Genomic DNA, 20,805 nt, shown 5'->3' on the forward strand with positions numbered 1-20,805 from the left:
TAAGATTGTAATTAATGAAGTATTTAAAAGAATATTTACAGACTTCTAGCTAAAGCTATTTTCTAGATAAGCTTTTCTATAGTATAAAAACATATATATACCTATAATTTTATGGGAGCTCATAAAACTCATGAAAATGGTGTTGATGGTATAAGATTTACCACTTAGGCTCCTAATGCTAAAAGTATCTGTGTTATTGGTGATTTTAGTCACTAGAAAATTCAAGGTAGCAACTACATGAGTGCTATTAATCAAGTAGGATTGTGAACTGTTTTTATCGCAAATGCAAAAAAATAGTAATAAATATAAGTTTGTAGTAACTAACAAAGATACTAATTATTATGTCTATAAAAGTAATCTTTATGCTTTTTCTCTGAATTAAGACCAAATACAGCTTCTATAATCACTACAGAAACAGAATATACTTGGAGTGATGATAAATGGCTAGAAAAACGCGCTAAAACTTACTACTATGATAATCCTATGAATGTTTATGAGCTACATTTAGCTTCCTGGAAAACTAAAGATGGCAAATTCATAACATACGATGAGCTAAGTGAAACTCTACCTCAATACATCAAAGACATGGGCTATACTCATGTTGAATTTATACCGTTACACGAACACCCATTAGATGCTTCATGGGGATATCAGCCAACTAGATTTTATTCTGTGAATAGTCGTCATGGTGATATAATTGGCTTTAAGCGTCTAGTAGATAAGCTACACAATGATGATATAGGTGTAATTTTAGATTGGGTTCCAGGACATTTCTGTAAATATCAACATGGATTAATATACTTTGATAGTAGTCAGTGCTATGAATATCAAGAGCCTACAAAAGCAATTAACAAAGGTTGAGTAACGCATAATTTTGACTTAGGCAGAAATGAAGTAAAATATCTTTTGCTTTCAAATGCAATGTACTGTATTAATGAGTTTTATATAGACGGATTGCGTATTGATGTAGTGTCAAATATTCTTTATCTTAATTATGATAGAGAAGATGGTCAGTGGATACCTAATATTTATTGTGGTCATGAAAATCTTGAAGGTATAGCTTTCCTTAAAGGAGCTAAATGGTGTTCTAAAACACGCCTGTAAAGGTGTTTTATTACCATTGCTGAAGAATCTTCCTCTTGGCCAGATATCACAACTCCTGCTTAGCAAGGTGGTTTAGGATTTAACTTTAAATGGAATATGGGTTGGATGAATAATACGTTGAGATATATTTCGCTAGATCCCATTTATTGCAAGTATCATCACAACTTGATAACTTTTTCTATGGTATCTCATTATTCAAAAAAGTTTATTCTCTCAATCTTGCATGATGAGGTAGCTGGTGACAAGAAATCTTTTATCAATAGAATGTGGGGGAAGACTTGTGGAATAAAATATACTGGACTACGCTTATTTATAGCTTATATATGTCATACATGGTTGGACATCCAGGTAAAAAGCTTATCTTTATGGGTAGTGAGTTTGGTCAATTTGTTGAATGGCGTGAATATGAGCAACTTCAATGGCAGGTAATTAATGAATACGATGCTCATAAACAAACTCTTTACTTCTTCAAAAAGCTAAATGACTTTTATTATAGTGAAGCTGCACTATGGTAGTGTGACTATGAATATCATGGTTTCAGATGGATAGATGCTGATAATTCTCAGCAAAGTATTCTATCTTTTATCAGAAGTAGTAAAGATGATAAACAAAAACTGATTTTTATTTGTAATTTTACTCCTATGACATATTATGACTATCATTTAGGAATTCCAGATGCGGGGTCATACAAAGAGGTACTCAACTCTGATATTCTTGAATTCGGTGGCTAAGGCAAGTTATGACTGCAGAGATTTTCACCTCACCACAATCATCACATGGTTTTGAGCAGAGAGTTACAATCAAAACCCCACCTATGGCAACACTCGTAATCAAATTTATCAAATAACTAATTTTTTTACAATAGAGATTTAACAGTTTATGCCAGCAACAAATCGAAATATATGGATACAATATAAATTTGGTAATTTCACTCACCTTACCGCAACTCATCAAATTTACCTGGATTTTGAAACTAATAGCATTAGGTTTCGCATCCAAGCAGATGGTTTTTACATGGTTATGTAATTGTTAATTTAACAATTGGTAAAAACTTGAAGAGTATAAGCTTACTTGGACTACTGATAATGATGATGGGAGTTTATGGTTAACCAAAGGTGTTTTTAATATATCAACTCTTAACGCAGAAACAAACCAATATTCATTCATCCTAGTAAGCCTAACTGGTGAAGAGTTTAAGGTTTCTATAAATGATCATGATTGATACCACTTAGCTTTTAATTGGCAAGTAGCAAAAGGTACTCTCGAAATTAAAGCTTCTGAAAATTATGTAATCCCTGGTTTTAACCTAGAGCTAATTGCTATAACAAAATCAATTACTGGCTATCAAAACATTGTCGATGTTGAATGATGTCATCCCTTAAAATTCAAAAAATAACTTTAGCTAATAGTAAACTTTTCATAGATCCTCGTGTCAGTAATTTAACAGAAGTTAAAGTTTCATGCTTTGCTAAAAATAATCCCGAACTTAAGGCTCAAAGGACATTTACCGTTGTTAAAGAAAAAAGAAAAGATTCACTTGTACATTTGTTGAGGTTCTACTCTATAACGAAGATTTAAACAACATAAAAAGCAACCAGATTTTGTCCATGAGCTAACAGCTGAGAGAAGCTATGGTACTCATCATATAGAAATTTGTCGTAAAAGTTATGAAAACAAATATTACATCTACAGATTACATTTTGAAGATTTGGATAACAAAGGTCAAAGATGTATTAAAACAACTTATGTAGTTGATCCATATGTTTATCGAGTTGGTCTAAACTGCAAAAAATATTTCTTAGTAGATCTTAATGATGCTAAAGTTGCTTCCGAACAATGGCAACAAAAACATAACCATAATTGCATAAATAGAGAAGATACTATCATCTATGAAGTACACCTGCGCAATTTCACGATTAGTCTAGAAAATGGCATCAGCGAAGAATTAAGAGGAAAATATCTAGGTACGGTTGAGAATAATACTTATTATATAGATTCTGTCACAAACCAAAAAGTATCAATAGGTATAGATAGCTTAGTTGAGCTTGGAATTACTCATATTCATCTTTTACCAATTTTTGATTTTTCATCAGTAAATGAAGAAAAAATAATGAAAAAGATAATCACAACTGAGGCTATAATCCACAAAACTATAATGCTCTCAGATGGTAGCTATTCTATAAACCCTTATGATCCTCTGCAACGAATTAGAGGGGCTAGAAATATGATATTAAGTTTTCACCAAAAAGGTATTGGTGTAATAATGGATATGGTTTATAACTATACGACAGAAACTTCAAATTTAGACAAAATTGTACCTAAGTATTATTTCAGAACAAATACACTAGGCAATTTCACCAATGGTTCAGGATGTGGTAATGAATTAGCAAGTGAAAAGCCTATGGTTAGCAAGTTTATCCAAGACTCAGTGATTGACTAGGTCAAAAACTACAAAATTGATGGTATCCGTTTTGACTTAATGGAACTTATTGATATCAATACAATTAAAAATATCGTTACCAAAGTTAAGCAAATCAATCCAAGTGTATTTATGGCGAGCCATGGAAAGGCGAGACTCACCACTAGTAAATGGTACTCATAAAGGCACCCAAAGAAATAGCAATCTCAATATTTAATAATTATTTCTGTGATGCTATTCGCGGCAATAACAATCCTGGTAATATTGGTAATGTAATTGAAGGATTACGTGGCTCAATTTATAACTTAACAGCAATGCCTAGTGAGTCTGTCAACTATGTCGATACTCATGATAACTACACCCTTTGGAATCAGGTTGAAAAAACCAAAGTCATGATATTCCCAATAGATATTATCGTAAAAACCTGCCTAAAAATATTTTTGAACATCATTTTGTTAGACAAAATGCTCTTGCTTTAGGGATTGTTTTAACAGTACAAGGTATACCTTTTATTCATGGCGGTTCAGAGTTTCTCAGAACCAAGCAAGGCTATCACAACAGTTACAAAAGTGGCGATAGTATCAATGCTTTTCATTGGTCAGATAAGCTTCTATACAAAGTATTCTTTGATTATATTGCAAGAGGCTTATTAAGATTAGAAAAGAGCACCATGCTTTTAGAATGAAAGATCGTGAAACTATAGAAAATAACTTAAATATGACTACCACTCATAATGATTCTAAATCTGGTGTGATTATTTCACATTTCAAAAATGATGCTAATGGTGATAGCTGGCAAGATATTATTGTCATCTATAATGAGACTTCTATAGATGGTTATGATATTAATGCACTTATGCCAATACCAGCTAGTAGTAAAATTTGGCATATTGTCGCAAATCACGAAAAAGCGGGTACCGAAACCATCCAAACAGTAAACTCTGGCGAACTTCTAGGTTTGAAATCTTATTCATTAATGAATATACACAACTAGATAATTTTTAAACAAATAGGTAAAAAAATGTCAAGTTTATTTAAAATTCATCTAAATACTAAAACTAAGTTATTACTCTCAACAGCTTGGAGTAATTCTTTAATATATAGACATAATACTGCGATACAAAAACCCGGCCTAAATCTTTGCTATTTTACTTTTAGTAGAGAAATTTCAGCTAAAACTTATACTGGATGCTATTATTTAGAGCTCCTTTTGTAAATGGTGGTACTGTCACAGCTCACAATGGTCTTTAAATCTAAGGTAATGCCATTTTTAGACTATGTTGAGCCACTTGCTCAACAAACTTTAGCTGTAAATACTATCATCAACAAAGATGGTAAACTCTATGGCTACAATACCGATTACTATCGTTTGCACGCTGCACTAACAAAAAGTATCAAAGAGTCTAAACAAGATATCAAAACAGCTGTAATTTATTGCAATGGTGGAGTTTCTGGAGTTGCTTTTAAAGTACTCCAAGACTTAGGTATCAACGTAAACATTATTGGTAGAAATGCTGATAAAGTAGCTCAAAAAAGAAAGGAGTTAGGTATAGAAAACATCCCATATTTTGATGAAGGCCATATGATTTAGTAATTGATGCAACTCCTATCTCATCACCTGCTGATTTGGAACAAAATACTCAATTCATAAGCCTAATAAAGCAAGCAAAAATGATATTTTCCATATAGATGGTGAAGGTATGTATATTGCTCAACTTGGAAAACAGTATAAGCTTTATTTTGAGAACTTAGACTCTCAAAGAAAAATTACTGAGCAAAATATTATTGAGGCTTGGGGATTGTAATTAATCTAAAATCACTTCTCTCTAGTAATAGATTTCGTACCAAACTCTTTGATAATATATTCATATGAAGCTCGGTGAACTTGATATGTAGGATGGACATGACCCCAAAATACATAATCTTGAGGATCATTACACATACTACCGCTGCAACCTGTATCTATAATGCTTCGCATTGAGAGCTGATTTATTAAATCATCAATTTTAACCTTATCACTAGAATCATATTGATCCTTCTAAGTCATTATAAACATTATCTAATTTAGATTTCTCAAATAAAAATACCCCTTCCAACAAGAATCTTTAATATGAGTAAGTTTTATACTTGCATGATATTTAGTATTAAAACTCTTAGTATTATTTACCATTTCATCAAAGACTGTAGCAATATCTATAAATTTCATTTATGCTTATCTGCATATTCTCTAAAATTTGATTATGCTTAATGTATATTTTTTGAGAATTCTCTCATTACTTAATGACTTAGACTCTCCCATTATACTAAGATCAGGTAGACCAACAATGACTATTTTCTTCACCACTATTTTTTCAATAGCATTTATGATCCCATCTGTAACTTGCTTGACTGCACTATCAATATCCTCTATTTTTGGATTAGAAGTTAGATAATCATTTCCTCCTAAAAAGAATATTGCTAAGTTATCTTTTATATCATCATTAGCTTTTAAATTTAGAATAAACCTACCTGATCATCTAACACATACTGAGTACTATTATTAGTCTCTGGAAACACTATAACTGAACTACCCTCTACTGTATAGTTACTCACTGGAATATTATTTAGATAGAGTCTGTTTGCAAATTGTTCTGACCACACCTCACTATTAGAAAACATTCCTCTATAGTAAGGTATTGACTTTGGTAATAGTTGTAGCGAATATTTATAAAGGTTGCCTTTATCGCTCAAACTATCACCAAATATTAGTACTTTTTGATACCAGATAACAAACTAGCAAATATATCTATTTCTTTATGGCAAGCTTAAATAGTAAAACTAGTAATAATCAAGTCTCCATTTAGTAAGGTTTGTAAATTAACAGAATAGTTAGTCCAATAATATTCATAACCACTGTTGTGCAGTCTATGATTTACTTCAATATTTCCAATAGCATCTTTGAATAATGTCCTATTAGTACCCTTCTCTCCAAAGTAGAAAAAGTTATTAGATAACAGAACCATATGGTTCATACGATCTAAAGCTAATATCATAGAATGATGTTGTTGAGAGTAAAAAATTATCGTTAGATAACTCTTTAGTTGTGTAATATTGATGTGGCTTTAATACTTTGTTCAATAAAGCTCATTTAGTTTCTATAGTGAATTTAGAACATTCTAATATAAACAGAGTATCATATATCTCTATACTAAATAGATTGTTTAATCTTGTAAATGAAGTATAGCTAGTTTTACTTTATTAAAATTTAATAAAGTAAAATTGTATTATTGTAGAATATTCAAAAACTACTTAGGCTGCCAAACAATATCTAGCTCTTTCGCTGCTTTGACATCATCTAAACGGCGAGTCGGTAGGTTATATGGAGCTCCTTTCAGATATTCAGGATTTTGTTTGGCAATATTTCTGATTTCTACCATTGCTTGAATAAACTTCTCCATGCTATCAATATTTTCAGTTTCAGTAGGCTCTATCAGTAAGCACTCTGGCACTAATAATGGGAAGTACATAGTAGGAGCATGCACTCCTCTATCTATCAAACACTTAGCAAAATCTGTAGCTGTGACACCATAGTTCTGAAATTCAGGTTTTAAAGTCACAATAAACTCATGTGATGCTCTTCTATCAGGAAGGGCTATTGTGAAGCCTTCTTGTTTTAAACGAGCCATCATATAGTTAGCATTTAAAGTTGCTATCTCAGATGCTTCTGTCAGCCCATTACCACCTAGCATAGTACCATAGATATATGCTCTGATTAGTACACCAATATTGCCGTTAAATGCTGATAGTCTACCGATAGTATTTGGTCGATCTTTTTCTTCTAACCATACAAACTTGTCATCTTTCTTACCAACCATTGGTACTGGTAAGAACTCTTTTAATTTGTCATTAACGGCAACAGGACCAGCACCTGGACCTCCACTCCCATGAGGAGTAGCAAAAGTTTTATGCAAGTTCATGTGTAAGACATCAAAGCCCATAGTACCAGGAGACGCTTTACCCATAATTGCATTTAAGTTTGCACCATCATAGTATAGCAAACCACCAGCTTGATGAACTTTCTTGGTAATAACAGTAATACTTCTCTCAAACACGCCTACTGTAGATGGGTTAGTCAACATAATACCCGCAGTCTTTGGGCCAAGAACTTTGTCAAGAGCCTTGATATCGATATCACCATCTTTCTTGGTAGGAATCTCGATAATCTTTAGACCACAAACTTTTGCAGTTGCTGGGTTTGTACCATGTGCAGCATCTGGCACAATAATCTCATCACGCTCGAAATCGCCACGCTTGTGATGATACGCTTTGATCATAGCTACACCAGCAAACTCGCCTTGCGCTCCAGCCATGGGAGCAAGCGATATACCAGTCATCCCAGTTAACTCTTTGATTAAGTTTTGTAAATCATATAAACACTCTAGAGTCCCTTGTACACTTTGAGCGCTTGCATAAGGATGTCTTTCTAAAAATCCAGTAAGTGAAGCATATTTATGAGCTGCACGTGGATTGTATTTCATAGTACAAGAGCCTAGTGGATAAAAATTAGTATCTATACAGAAGTTTTTGCGTGATAGTTGTGTATAATGTCTTACGACATCTAACTCTGCTTGCTCTGGAAGTATAGGTTTTTTAGTGCGTAGCATATTTGTTGGAATACTTGAAGTATCTCCCTTTTTGCTAGGCATTACAGCTGATGAGTTGACCCCTATAGTTTTTTCAAAAATAATCATTTAATTAACCTCCTAACCTAGCTAGAATTTTTTTCGTTGCAGTAATATATTCATTGATATCCTCAGGTGTATGAATCTCTGTAGCACAAACCATAATAGAGTTAGTCAAATCACTACTATATTCACCTAAGAAGTAACCTGCATCAATCCCTTCTTTTTCCATCTCTGTGACAAATACTTCTGCATTAACAGGTAAATTAATTACAACTTCATTGAAGAAAGCATTATCAAATCTTATATTTACACCATCTATTTTAGCTAGTTTATTTGCCAAAGTTTTCGTATTTTCATGAGAAACACTTGCTACTCTTTCTAAGCCTTCCACACCAAGTAAGCTCATGTAGATAGTTGCTGCTGTAACCATTAATCCTTGGTTAGTACAAATATTTGATGTCGCTTTAGCACGACGGATATGCTGTTCTCTCGCTTGCAAAGTTAGACAAAAACCCTCTTTACCATCTAAATCGACTGTTCTACCAACAATACGACCTGGCATTTGGCGAATGTGAAGCATCTTACAAGTCATAAAACCAAAATATGGGCCACCTGAAGCAAGAGGTACACCCAGAGGCTGACCCTCACCACAGACTATATCCGCACCATTATCACCCCATTCTCCTGGTGGTTTTAAGATTGCTAAAGACATAGGATTTGTCACTGCCACTACTAGAGCATCATGTTGATAAGCCCAGTTTGTAAGGCTATCAACATACGCAATTTGACCTAAAAAATTAGGACTTTGTATCACTACAGCAGCATAGTTAGTATCAGCAAAATCAGCTAGTTTAGCAATATCAGCCTTACCCAGTTTAGAATCAAGATTTACAATATCAACTTCAATACCTTGATGCTTTGTAATAGTTTCTAATACATTTAAATAAGTAGGATGTAAAGCTTCAGCAATTAAGATCTTTTGTGACTTTGCTTTTTTATTTGAGCGAATCGCCATAAGTACTGACTCAGTTAGAGCAGTTGCACCATCATACATAGATGCATTAGAGGCATCCATACCTGTTAGCTCTGCCATCATAGTTTGAAACTCATAAATCACTTGCAGACTACCTTGAGAAGCCTCCGCTTGATATGGTGTATATGCGGTATAGAACTCTCCACGAGCTACAATATCCCATATTGCAGCTGGAATATAGTGACTATATGCACCAGCTCCAATAAAGTTTATATTATGATGATTTTTGTTAGCTCTCTTTCTAATAAGATTTGCTAATTGGATTTCATTAATACCATCTTTTATTTTAAGTTTAGCTGCTCTTAGCTGAGTTGGTATCTCATCAAATAATTGATCTACAGAGTCTGCTCCTATAGTATCAAGCATTTTTTTAATTTGTTCCGGTTTATGTGGGATAAAAGACATACTTCCTCCATGTCTTTATACAAGGTTTTATAAAAAGATTAAAAAAATAGATTGTTTGTTTATGCAATTATTCCTCAAGAGTTTTTGCATAATCATTAGCAGTTAGCAAGTCAGCTAACTGAGATTCATCATAGATTTTAAGTTTAAATAACCAACCATCTTTATATGGTGTATAATTTACTTGTGAAGGGTCATCAACCAAAGATTCATTAATTTCAATTACCTCACCATCAACAGGAGCATATACATCAGAGGCTGCTTTGACAGACTCAACGACACAAATATCATCACCAGCGGCGAACTCTTCGCCTACTTCTGGTAACTCAACATAGACTAAATCACCTAATAAAGACTGTGCATGCGCTGTGATACCTACAGTAACTTCATCACCATCTATTTTGACCCACTCATGCGACTTTGTATATTTTAATTTTTTAGGAACATTTAACATTTTATACCTCCATTTTATACCTCCGTATTGACTACGATTAATCGTTTTGAATAATCCTTATGTACTTTATATCAAAGATTTACCATTTTTAACAAACTTTAGTTTAACTAGCTCAACCTCTAGCTCTTTACCTCTGATATTTACCACGGGGTTATTAGCTTGTTTAGGCACATAAGCTAATGCAATAGCAACTTTTAAAGTTGGCGAAAAGCTACCACTTGTTATATAGCCTTTTTCACCATTATCAAAATCAATCTCTTGACCTGCTCTAAGGACACCTTTTGCTTTTAGTACTACACCAACCCACTTAGTATCAACTCCTTGTATTTTTTTAGTAAGATATGCTTTTTTGCCAATAAAGTCTCTATGCTGGTCAGATAAATCAACACTCCAGCCCAAGCCTCTTTCTAAAGGTGTCGTAGATGTATCTATATCAGCACCATATAGATGCATTCCTGCCTCTAACCTTAGTGTATCACGAGCACCTAAACCTGCAGGTTTTGCGCCATTTTCAAGCAGACTATTCCAGAATTTTTTTACCTGCGCTGCAGGGAGAATTACCTCAAAACCATCTTCACCCGTATAACCAGTGCGTGCTATCATCCATTTACTAAAAAACTTAAATGAAAAAGGCTTAAGTGTTTCAATTTCAGTAGCGATTTCTTTGGTAACAACACGCTTAATAACCTCAACAGCTTTTGGCCCCTGTACTGCAACTATAGCTAGATCAGTCTGTGGAGTTATCGTAACATCAAAATCTTTAGCATTTTCGCTAAACCATGCAACATCTGACTCTCTATTGCCAGCATTGACAACAATTCTAAAATGCTCAGCATCAACTTTATAAGTAATCAAATCATCAACGATACCAGCATTATGATTTAGCATACAGCCATATTGAGCTTTATTCTCTTGTAGTTTAGCGACATCATTAGCTAAAAGATGACGTAAAAACTTCTCAGCTTCAGAACCTTGTATATCAACAGCTAGCATATGTGATACATCAAAGATACCGCAATCTTCTCTAACATTATTATGCTCTTGAATTTGTGAACCATATTTAATTGGCATTGACCAACCTGAGAAATCAACCATCTTAGCATTAGCTGCTATATGTGATTCATAAAGAGGAGTTTTCAGCATGAACTATCCACCTAAAAAATTATGCTCGATAATCATACTATACATTTTTTTTTAGTGTTTTATAAGCATTTTATTTCAAAAAATAAGATATTATTTATCATCAATAACTTTGATATATAGCTTACCATCTCTTCCTCTTTCAGGACCATGAATATCTGTATCAAAGCCAGACAACATAGAACCTATTTTTTCAAGACTTTAGATTCTTGGGTTATCTTCTCACCTGGGAAAATAACAGGTATCCCAGGTAGATATAGTAATATCATAACGGCAGAAGTATCCTCATATAAATCTGCTAATGGTACCTTCTTTACTTTACCTTTTAGTAACTTTTAAATGCTCGATGTGGATTTAATTGCTGCCCAGGTAAGACATTAAATGCATGATACATAAGTTTAAGTAAATTAGCATTTTTAATATACTCATAAAGTTGCTCACTAATTTCTTGGATCCTTTTACCATTATAAAATTTATGGTCTTCTGCATATAAAGTTGGTAGCATTTTTTCTACCAATGTATTTTCATCATACATCTTCTTGAATTTATTCAATACTGAGATTAGCCTTGCTGATTTAGCTTTTGTCGTACATAAACTAAAATATAAATAGTAACTGAATGTAGCCCAGACTTGTCAACTGCTATATCATGCTCATCTAAGAATTTAGCGACCACATTAGCCAGTACTCCTCAATCTTGGACATCGTTATCTTTTATTACAGGAGTTAGAATTGTAATCTTAATAGGGTCTAATAAGAGAAAATCACCATCAACATTTTAAAATCCATGCCACTTATCAGCATTTCTTAATAACCAAGTTTCTTTATTAGAGAGGTTGCCAAACATCAAAAAACTAACCATTCGCTTCAGATCTTAGTTTAACTAATTCTTTTCTAAAATTTATAGTTAAATTAATAGTTTTATCTATAAGATTATAACCTTGCTCACCCTCCATCATTGCCACTGCTGTTTCAACACTAGAAACTATGAGATAAAAAGGTGATGTTGAAGTATACAGCATATAAACACTTCATTTTAAACTTCCCCATTATAGTCACCTTTATATGCAACATTGATGACTAGCTAAAGGCCGCTAAAAGCTTATGCGGTGACTGTGTCTCAAAAATTATATGTTCTGGTTTTGGATCAATTTGCATCGCTGATTTATGTTTATAAATTGGATGAAATATTGCATATGGTATCCAAGTACTATCAAAATGTAGCTTTTTAACATCAAGCTCCCTATGTATTGTATCAGTGTTACAAAGGATGCCATCATAAGTTGAATTGGTAACCCCAGCATATTCAGGCCACTTATCAGCAATATTTCTATTGTCATATCTTTTCTTGGATAGTTTCTATTTTGAACTCTTTTTTAGGAATCCCACCGATTATTCCATAAGCATTTCTTGTCGATTTTAGATATATCGGATTAACATCAAGCATCATCATTAAATGTGTTACTGACTTATGGCAATTTCTATCAACCAAAATAGTATCACCATCAGTAACACTATACATACCGACTATTTTATTCGCTGTTGAAGTACCATTTATGACAATAAATGATCTATCTGATTTAAAGCTTTCGATATATATTCTTCGGCGGCTTTATGTGCTTCAGAATGGTCAAGCAAGCTTCCTAACTCTTTCATCAAAATAGACAAATCTGTATTAAAAATATTTTCACCATAAAAATCATAAAACAAAGCTACTACTGCAGAACGCTGAAAACCATAGCATCCTTGGTACCTGGAGTACAAAAAGCTGAATTAAAAGATTTAGAATACTTAAACAATTTACAAGTCAAAAGTGGTAATATATCGTTAAAGTAATTTGTGATAGTTTTGTGAGTAAAGTCATAATCCTCGCTAGCTAAAGCATCATACTATAAAAAGTTGATATTTAAATTAAAATCACGCAAATTGAGCTTAATACTTTGACTATAATCAGATGCCACAAATATCGGCTTTGTATTAAGGTGTGCAATATTATGAAAAGCTTCAATATTGAAACTAGCTCTATCTAAAACGATACAGCATCTTAGAATTCTCTTCAAGAATTTCAACAACTTCAGATAAATCATCAACTGTTAAAGTATAATACTATGATGGTTTTTTAAGATCTTTCTCAATTTTTAGTAAAAATTTTTCTTTATATGACTTTGGAGTATCTTTATAGACAAATACAACTCTTTTCATAATCTTAGAACTTATAGAAATAACTACATATCAATGTAGTATACTAAAAGTACATAAATTAAAAATATTTTTTATTCTAAATAATAGAAAAATATAGCAACCAAAATCTAGTTAGACTTTTCGACTAGTTCTAATTCACCATCTACTAATCGATAAATTGTATTCATACGACTAGCTAGTTTTTCATCATGTGTGACAATCACAAAACTAGTCCCAAAATCATCACTAAGCTGTTGCATTAATGCAAATATGCTCTCTGATCTTTGACTATCTAGATTACCAGTAGGCTCATCTGCAAGAATACAGTTTGGATTTGTAACCAATGCTCTAGCAATAGCCACTCGCTGACGCTCCCCACCTGAAAGCTCAGCTGGTTTATGATGAGCACGATGCTCAAGACCAACTTTTGTGAGAATTTCATTAGCAAGGTTTATCGACTCTTTTTTACTATATTTTTTAGTAATAGCTAATGGAATCATCACATTTTCAATAGCTGTAAACTCTGGCAATAAATGATGTAATTGATAGATAAAGCCTAAATGCTTATTACGCATTTTTGCCCGCTTATTTACGGACTGATTATCAAACCTCTCACCCATCAGATATACTTCACCTGCACTACATTTATCTAGTCCACCTAAAACATTTAATAGTGTAGTCTTGCCTGATCCAGATAACCCGAGGATAGCGACTTTTTCACCTTTTTTAATTTCAAGGTTTGCATCTTTTAAGATAGCTATATCAGTTTTAAATTCTGTATATTTTTTTGAAACATTTTTGCAACTTAAAACAACATCATTCATATCTTAACGCCTCCACTGGCTGAACCTTAGAAGCACTCCAAGCAGGATAAAGTGTCGCTAAGAAACTTAAAAACATAGAAACTAAAGTAACTTTTAGAACATCTGACCACATCAACTCTGATGGAATATAATTTATAAGGTAAACACTTGCGTTTAAAAATTGCTTACCAGTAACATTCTGGATAAAATTAACTATCTCTGTAGCATAAGTTGAAAGAAATATACCAAGCAATACACCAATAACTGTACCTATCAAACCAATAATAAAACCTTGATATATAAATACCGTTATAATTTGTCGCGATGACATCCCTATCGTTCTAAGAATAGCTATATCACTACGCTTATCAGTAACAACCATAACTAAAGATGATAATAAGTTAAATACTGCAACAGCAATTATTAGCAATAGGATAAAAAACATCACCGTTTTTTCCATTTTTAAGGCATCAAAGAAAGATTTATTCTCATCTGTCCAATCACGAGTGAAATAGTAAGGTGGGATTGCGCCATCATTGAGTTTGTTTTTCACAAGTGGCGCATTATAGATATTTTTTATACCTAGCTGAATAGATAATACCGAATTACCTGTTTCAAAAACTTTTTGCGCATTTTTGATGTTAATCAAAGCATAATAAGCATCGTATTGATAACTTACAGAGAATACCCCCGATACTCTAAACTTCTTAATTTTCGGAATCATCCCTACTGGTGTTAGGTTAATCTTTGGCACAATTAAAGTGACTTTATCACCAACTTTAACACCTAAATTATCAGCTAAGACACTACCTAAAATTATATTATATCCTTGGTTATCATTTAACGATGATAACTTACCATTGACGATATGCTCAGCTACAGGGAGTACTTTGGTTTGATACTTAGGCTCTATACCCTGAATTTGTACAAATGCCGTAGTACTACCGACAGTATTTGCACTAAGCAACCCTTGTGACTCCACTATCGGTGCTGCTGCTGTGACACTTGGAATATTTTTCTCAATTTCTTTGGCTAATGTTGACCAGTCAGTAACCTCTCCACCTAATTGATAAACCTTTAAAGGTGGCACCATCATTAGAATTCTGTTCTTAATCTGCTGATCGAAACCATTCATAACTGACATCACTGTGATAAGTACAGCAACCCCTAGAGAAATACCCAAAAATGATATTGCCGAAATAATAGATATAAACCGATTACGCTTTTTTGCACGAATATATCTTAATCCGATAAATAGTGGTAAGCTCTTAAACATTAAAATTCTTTTTTAGCAATAAAAATTATTCTATAGAATAACATATTAAGCCAATAAAAAACATTTCAAAAACATCTAAGCAAATTGTCATAACTTATGTAATAGCAACTGTTTTTTGTATCATAGAGAAATTAATTAACTATTAAAAATTGATTAGACTTGTTAAATTTTACTAATTGTTGCTAAAGCAGCTTAGGGTACCATTAGCCCAAGATAACAACTTGATGTAAGCAATAAAGATGACAAAATTACTAAAATCTCAAATCCACATATATCTTGCTGGATTAACTATCGTTTACTTAACATTAGCAATCATAATTGCTAAGCTGATGTTCTAAATATGGCTAGTTGAGCTTAATAGTTTTAGATAGCTAAACCAAGTGCTGTTCTTCCCACCACACAGGACAGACACCTTAATATCGCGAAACCTGTAAGCTTTCTAAAATATATCTTAACTAGTCATATTTAAAGCAAAACTATTTAAATATTTTTAGTATTGAGTAAATGAAAATAATAGTGAAAAAAATTTAAAGAGGTTTGACGATTACCTACTTTCACTTGGGCATTGCCAGATTATCATTGGCGTGAGGCCATTTCATTCCTGAGTTCGAAATGGGATCAAGTGGTTCCAGACTGCTATTATCGTCAGTTCAAGTTATGCTACTATTCTTAATTTATATGTCAACTATTAGTTTTGATATTGCTACAAAAAAACTTATATATTTTTACCTATTTGATATTTTTCTAATAACAATGGAACTCTCTTCACCACATTCTTGATAAGCTTTAAGCTTACCACTAGCAAATTTAACTTATAGCTCTTCTTACCATAGATTTAGTATCAAAATCAACATAGACAGAGACAAGTAGGTGATTAAATTCATGCTGGAATATTACAGCAGCTACAGAATCAAGTTTGCTAGTAATTTTCTCACGCATCTCTGTCATGATATTCTGTATTTCAGCTCTTTTTATATCCGTTACAGGTTTACATTTTTGATACAAGATCTCGTTATTTGGATCATTGTATTGTATAAATTGGTGGTTCATCTATATATCCCCATTTTAAACATAGTGTTTGTAGTCATCCTGAACTAGGTATTCAGGATCTTATTACAAACTATAAAAAATTACTAAACTTAGGATTATTTTTTTAATCAAATTAAACTTCCAATCTTTCTGCCAATGATTAAGCTGTTTTTCTCTTAATACTACATATTCTATATTTTCTGCTATTTCGTATACACCAGTTTATGAGTTTGATATTTTTTAGTAAAGTCATTTAACTAGTATATTTTTATGCTAATAAACCTTTGCTTAACATCTGATATAACACCTATATACAAAACATTATTTTGTTGGTTAATAAGTATATAGCTAAACCCTCTTTTACACGTCACTATTCAAAGCTCTTAGTGATATTAGTAAAACAAGTTAGGATGACATGTAAAATTTAAACCTCACTCAAACTAACCGTACTACCCTCAGCTATTAGCCTGCTAACATCATTTACAAATTTGTAGATAGAAAATGGCTTTTGTAAAAAATCAAACTTACCATCAACATCATCAAGAGAAATTGTTATCTCTAAGATATTTTGTTTTTGAGTATTAGTTGAGGCTATATTTTCTTTGAGATTACTAAGGAGTTTCTTGAGATTAATTGGATTTACAGTTTGGCTTCTTAATGTTAGTTCAACTTTACTAAAATTTTCATCAATATATTGTGATATTGGTTGGACCTTGTCTACACTTAGTTTATTACACTCTCGCTGTACATCACGACTAACTTTACCCTCAACGACAACGATATCATCAACTTGAATGCTATCTTTAACAGCGACAAAAACATCTTCACTAATCAGACAATCAGCTCTATCAAATTCATCATCAATATTGATAATATACAAAACTTTTCCTGTTTTAGTCTTTCGGCGTATAGCTGGTGTTATCATACTTGCGATAATTCTCACAGAATTACCATCCATATTAGGCTGCTGAATCTTATCAAGATCACTAAAGCTAACATGATTGCACCAATGATTTTCCTCATCAATGATATGTCCACTAAAGTACATTCCTAGAGCTTTTTTCTCATTAATTAGTAGCTCTTTGAGGTTCCACTCTTCTACTATACATTTTTTTTCAAGCTCTGTATCAGTATCACTCTGTTGCTCTGTAAAACCAAATAAATCATCTTGTCCAGCAGCGTTCATCTCATTAACATACCCTGCATTTTTGATAGCTTTCTCAATAGAGTTAAATGCTGTAGCTCTATTTCTAGAAATATCTTTGATTGCACCAGCAAAGCACAAAGCCTCTAGCGCTTTTTTATTGACTTTGCGTAAATCAACTCTACGGCATAGATCAAATATTGAGCTAAACTCTTCACCTGATTGTCTTTCTGTAAGTATGCTTTTGATTGCTTCACTGCCAAGTCCTTTGATGGCGCCTAAGCCAAGTAAGATTGTACCTTTTGAGATAGCTATACAATCATAGACACTTTTATTAATATTTGGTGCTAAGACTGTAATACCCATATTTTTACAATCTAGGATAAATTTAACGAATTGATCAGTATTTCCCATATCCCCAGACATCAAAGCAGCCATATACTCATCTGGATAATGTGCTTTTAGCCAAGCTGTTTGATAAGCAATCAGCGCATACGCAGCAGCATGAGATTTGTTAAACCCATATCCGGCAAAAGCTTCCATTTGGTCAAATATCTCATCAGCAAGTTTAGCATTGATACTATAATATTTAGCAGCACCTTCTTTAAAAATCTTACGTTGTTGCTCCATTTCTTCAGGCTTTTTCTTACCCATAGCACGGCGTAATAAATCGGCAGCACCAAGTGTATAGCCAGCTAGTTTTTGTGCCATTTGCATTACCTGCTCTTGGTATACCGGGATACCATAAGTCTCTTTTAGCACCTCCTCAAGTAGAGGATGCAAATATGTAATTCTTTTTCTACCATGCTTACGATCAATAAAAGTAGGAATATTCTCCATCGGCCCAGGACGATATAATGCCACTAAAGCGATAATCTCTTCAAAATTAGAAGTACCTAGATCCTTGACAATCTGGCGCATACCCTGTGATTCAAGCTGAAATATTCCTGTGGTATTCCCTGCTTGCAAAAGCTTAAATGTTTTTTGATCATCTAGAGGTATATCAGCAATATCTAAAGGCTTTTGATCAGCTGATTTTTTAGCCTTAATGCTTTTAACAGTGTTATTGATAATCGTTAAGTTTTTTAGCCCTAAAAAATCAAACTTAACCAAACCTACATCTTCAATATCACCTTTATCAAACTGGGTAACAAGATCTCCACCTTTATCTTCGCAATATATCGGTGCAAAATCTGAAATTTTCGTTGGCGAAATTACAATACCTGCAGCATGCTTGCCTAAACTACGTGGCAAACCTTCTAATTTTTGCGCTCTTTCAATAACCTCGGCAACTTCTTCATCTACTTGCATTTCATCATATAATGGCTCACCCTCTTTTAGGATTTTCTTAAAGGTTGTACCAGGTGTTTCTGGAATAAGCTTGGCAATCCTATCACCAAAACCAAAACTTTGTCCCATTACACGCACGACGTCACGCACAACACCCTTAGCTGCCATAGTACCATAGGTTATAATCTGCGCAACACTATCTTTACCATATTTTCGCTCGACATACTTGATAACTCTATCTCTACCTTCAATACAAAAATCTATATCAAAATCAGGCATTGATACCCTTTCAGGATTCAGAAATCTCTCAAAAAGTAGCCCATACAGTAATGGATCTATATCCGTAATTAACAAAGAATACGCTACTAATGAACCAGCACCAGAACCACGCCCTGGTCCTACTGGGATATCATTTTCTTTTGACCAACGGATAAAATCTTCAACAATTAGAAAGTATCCTGGAAAACCCATATCACAAATAATATCAATCTCTCTTTGTAACCTATCTTTATAGACTTTTGTGATATGTTCATGCTTATCAGCTGATTTATTAGCTAATATTTTTTCTAAACGCTTATATAAGCCTTGATAACATAATTTTGAAAAGTATTCTTTTTCTGTCAAGCCAACCGGAATATCTACGGTTGGCAGACATGGCTTGCCTAGATCAAATGTGACATTACAGCGCTTTGCAATTGCTAGAGTATTATCTACAAGCACTGTTAGTGCAGAGAAAGTTTCGTACATTTCATCAGCTGATTTTAGATATTGTTCTCTAGTAAATTTAGATTTACGCGACTCATCTAAGATTGTTGTTTTCTCATTGATACAAGCTCTAATTTCATGAATACCATAATCATCTGCTTCCATAAATACAGTTAAGTTTGTTGCTACAGCTATGAGATTGTACTTACTTGCATATTCTAGAGCTTTTTCATTATACAAACCTTCATTTTCATACCCTAACTTATGAATTTCGATAATATAATTATTAGAACCGAATATCGCAATGTTTTGAGTAATAATCTCATCTGCCTTAATATAATCTTTGGCTAAGATAGCTTTGCCTAACTCCCCCTGCTGTCCACCATTTAAGCAAATAATATTTTCTAGATTTAACTCTTTAAGCCAAGCTTTAGGTATAAGAGGAATTGAGCCAAATCTATCTGTTTGTTGATATGCTCTAGAAATCAAATTAACAATATTTTGATAGCCATAATTATTTTCTGCTAGTAACACTAAATCAGCAATACCAAATTCAGTATCAATCTTCAGTTCCACCCCAAAGATTGGTTTAATCCCACTAGCTAATGCTTGTTTATAAAACTTAATTGCCGCAAACAAATTACACACATCAGTGAGAGCTATCGCAACAATATTTTTATCTTTTGCTCTTGCAAAAAGATCTCCTAGACGCACTGTACTATCAACAACAGAAAATCCGGTATGAACTCTAAGGTGAGAAATCATTGTAGATATTTTTTAAATTATGAACTTAGCTACAAATATTACTATAAAAGTAACCTAAGTTCGAAACTTATTTAATAATTGATCTGTTTACTTAGACTTTATCGTTTTAATTTTAACTTTAACTCAAATTCAAAAACTATATAAGCTACGAGCTTAAGGTATTATTTAGACTAAAAATAAACGAAAAAACTTAAAAGCTTACAATAATTAAAACAATCTATTTTATTAAGTTCTGTCCACAAAAAAGAAATTAATGGTTTTGCAAACTTTAGATTTTTTTCTAAAAGTTCAATGTGCATTGAATAATTCGTAAACCGAACTATCAGTAGTGAATGAACAGAAAATTTATAATTTTGAATTTTACAAATATAACTAAAAAATTAAGATATTTAAAGTAA

General features: G+C 32.9%; 10 protein-coding genes, 1 rRNA gene and 5 pseudogenes. 3 read left to right on the top strand and 13 right to left on the bottom strand.

Annotated features, from left to right (window positions below):
- Positions 1-87: 87 nt before the first annotated feature.
- The 3 pseudogenes from glgB to C9379_RS07180 form a co-directional block, all read left to right on the top strand.
- Positions 88-1,951: pseudogene (gene glgB, locus C9379_RS07170) on the top strand (1,4-alpha-glucan branching protein GlgB); the annotation flags it as partial.
- Positions 1,952-2,167: 216 nt separating this feature from the next.
- Positions 2,168-4,516: pseudogene (locus C9379_RS07175) on the top strand (type I pullulanase); the annotation flags it as partial.
- A 27-nt stretch (positions 4,517-4,543) separates the two neighbouring features.
- Positions 4,544-5,327: pseudogene (locus C9379_RS07180) on the top strand (shikimate dehydrogenase family protein).
- An 11-nt stretch (positions 5,328-5,338) separates the two neighbouring features.
- Here the strand turns inward: C9379_RS07180 and C9379_RS07185 are convergent.
- The 13 genes and pseudogenes from C9379_RS07185 to dnaE form a co-directional block, all read right to left on the bottom strand.
- Positions 5,339-5,500, bottom strand: a complete 162-nt coding sequence (locus C9379_RS07185) for a hypothetical protein (RefSeq protein WP_318263202.1) — start codon at positions 5,498-5,500, stop codon at positions 5,339-5,341.
- 81 nt (positions 5,501-5,581) lie between these two features.
- Positions 5,582-5,728 (bottom strand): hypothetical protein, encoded by a 147-nt coding sequence (locus tag C9379_RS07190; RefSeq protein WP_318263201.1) that lies wholly within the window; start codon positions 5,726-5,728, stop codon positions 5,582-5,584.
- Between the two features lie 287 nt (positions 5,729-6,015).
- Positions 6,016-6,252: an SGNH/GDSL hydrolase family protein gene (locus tag C9379_RS07195; protein ID WP_318263200.1), complete on the bottom strand. Its 237-nt coding sequence runs from the start codon at positions 6,250-6,252 to the stop codon at positions 6,016-6,018.
- Between the two features lie 554 nt (positions 6,253-6,806).
- The gene (gcvPB, locus tag C9379_RS07200) at positions 6,807-8,252 is read right to left on the bottom strand and encodes an aminomethyl-transferring glycine dehydrogenase subunit GcvPB (RefSeq protein WP_143384507.1); all 1,446 of its coding nucleotides are present in this window, start codon (positions 8,250-8,252) and stop codon (positions 6,807-6,809) included.
- Between the two features lie 4 nt (positions 8,253-8,256).
- The gene (gene gcvPA / locus C9379_RS07205; RefSeq protein WP_143384506.1) at positions 8,257-9,624 is read right to left on the bottom strand and encodes an aminomethyl-transferring glycine dehydrogenase subunit GcvPA; all 1,368 of its coding nucleotides are present in this window, start codon (positions 9,622-9,624) and stop codon (positions 8,257-8,259) included.
- Positions 9,625-9,691: 67 nt separating this feature from the next.
- Positions 9,692-10,075 carry a glycine cleavage system protein GcvH gene (gene gcvH / locus C9379_RS07210; RefSeq protein WP_143384505.1) on the bottom strand — a complete coding sequence of 128 codons (384 nt, stop codon included), beginning with the start codon at positions 10,073-10,075 and terminating at the stop codon, positions 9,692-9,694.
- A 66-nt stretch (positions 10,076-10,141) separates the two neighbouring features.
- Complete coding sequence (gcvT, locus tag C9379_RS07215; RefSeq protein WP_143384504.1) at positions 10,142-11,218, bottom strand: glycine cleavage system aminomethyltransferase GcvT; 1,077 nt, start codon at positions 11,216-11,218, stop codon at positions 10,142-10,144.
- A gap of 90 nt (positions 11,219-11,308) precedes the next feature.
- Positions 11,309-13,416 (bottom strand): annotated as a pseudogene (ldcC, locus tag C9379_RS07220) (lysine decarboxylase LdcC).
- A gap of 107 nt (positions 13,417-13,523) precedes the next feature.
- A complete protein-coding gene (locus C9379_RS07225) occupies positions 13,524-14,219 on the bottom strand; it encodes an ABC transporter ATP-binding protein (protein WP_143384503.1) in 696 nt (231 codons plus the stop codon).
- Positions 14,212-15,474: a lipoprotein-releasing ABC transporter permease subunit gene (locus C9379_RS07230; protein ID WP_143384502.1), complete on the bottom strand. Its 1,263-nt coding sequence runs from the start codon at positions 15,472-15,474 to the stop codon at positions 14,212-14,214. The genes C9379_RS07225 and C9379_RS07230 overlap by 8 nt, the downstream gene beginning before the upstream one ends.
- A gap of 535 nt (positions 15,475-16,009) precedes the next feature.
- Positions 16,010-16,124 (bottom strand): 5S ribosomal RNA (gene rrf / locus C9379_RS07235).
- Positions 16,125-16,189: 65 nt separating this feature from the next.
- A pseudogene (locus tag C9379_RS07240) lies at positions 16,190-16,524 on the bottom strand (hypothetical protein).
- Between the two features lie 403 nt (positions 16,525-16,927).
- On the bottom strand, positions 16,928-20,407 hold the full coding sequence (gene dnaE, locus C9379_RS07245) for a DNA polymerase III subunit alpha (RefSeq protein ID WP_143384501.1): 3,480 nt from the start codon (positions 20,405-20,407) through the stop codon (positions 16,928-16,930).
- Between the last annotated feature and the right edge of the window lie 398 nt (positions 20,408-20,805).

The organism is Francisella-like endosymbiont (genome assembly GCF_003069505.1).
GTDB lineage: Bacteria > Pseudomonadota > Gammaproteobacteria > Francisellales > Francisellaceae > Francisella.

What these genes read in the sequence shown, in the direction of transcription:
- C9379_RS07185 (WP_318263202.1), bottom strand. Translation starts at nt 5,500, where the DNA reads ATGCGAAGCATTATAGATACAGGTTGCAGCGGTAGTATGTGTAATGAT.
- C9379_RS07190 (WP_318263201.1), bottom strand. Translation starts at nt 5,728, where the DNA reads ATGAAATTTATAGATATTGCTACAGTCTTTGATGAAATGGTAAATAAT.
- gcvPB (WP_143384507.1), bottom strand. Translation starts at nt 8,252, where the DNA reads ATGATTATTTTTGAAAAAACTATAGGGGTCAACTCATCAGCTGTAATG.
- gcvPA (WP_143384506.1), bottom strand. Translation starts at nt 9,624, where the DNA reads ATGTCTTTTATCCCACATAAACCGGAACAAATTAAAAAAATGCTTGAT.
- gcvH (WP_143384505.1), bottom strand. Translation starts at nt 10,075, where the DNA reads ATGTTAAATGTTCCTAAAAAATTAAAATATACAAAGTCGCATGAGTGG.
- gcvT (WP_143384504.1), bottom strand. Translation starts at nt 11,218, where the DNA reads ATGCTGAAAACTCCTCTTTATGAATCACATATAGCAGCTAATGCTAAG.
- C9379_RS07225 (WP_143384503.1), bottom strand. Translation starts at nt 14,219, where the DNA reads ATGAATGATGTTGTTTTAAGTTGCAAAAATGTTTCAAAAAAATATACA.
- C9379_RS07230 (WP_143384502.1), bottom strand. Translation starts at nt 15,474, where the DNA reads ATGTTTAAGAGCTTACCACTATTTATCGGATTAAGATATATTCGTGCA.
- dnaE (WP_143384501.1), bottom strand. Translation starts at nt 20,407, where the DNA reads ATGATTTCTCACCTTAGAGTTCATACCGGATTTTCTGTTGTTGATAGT.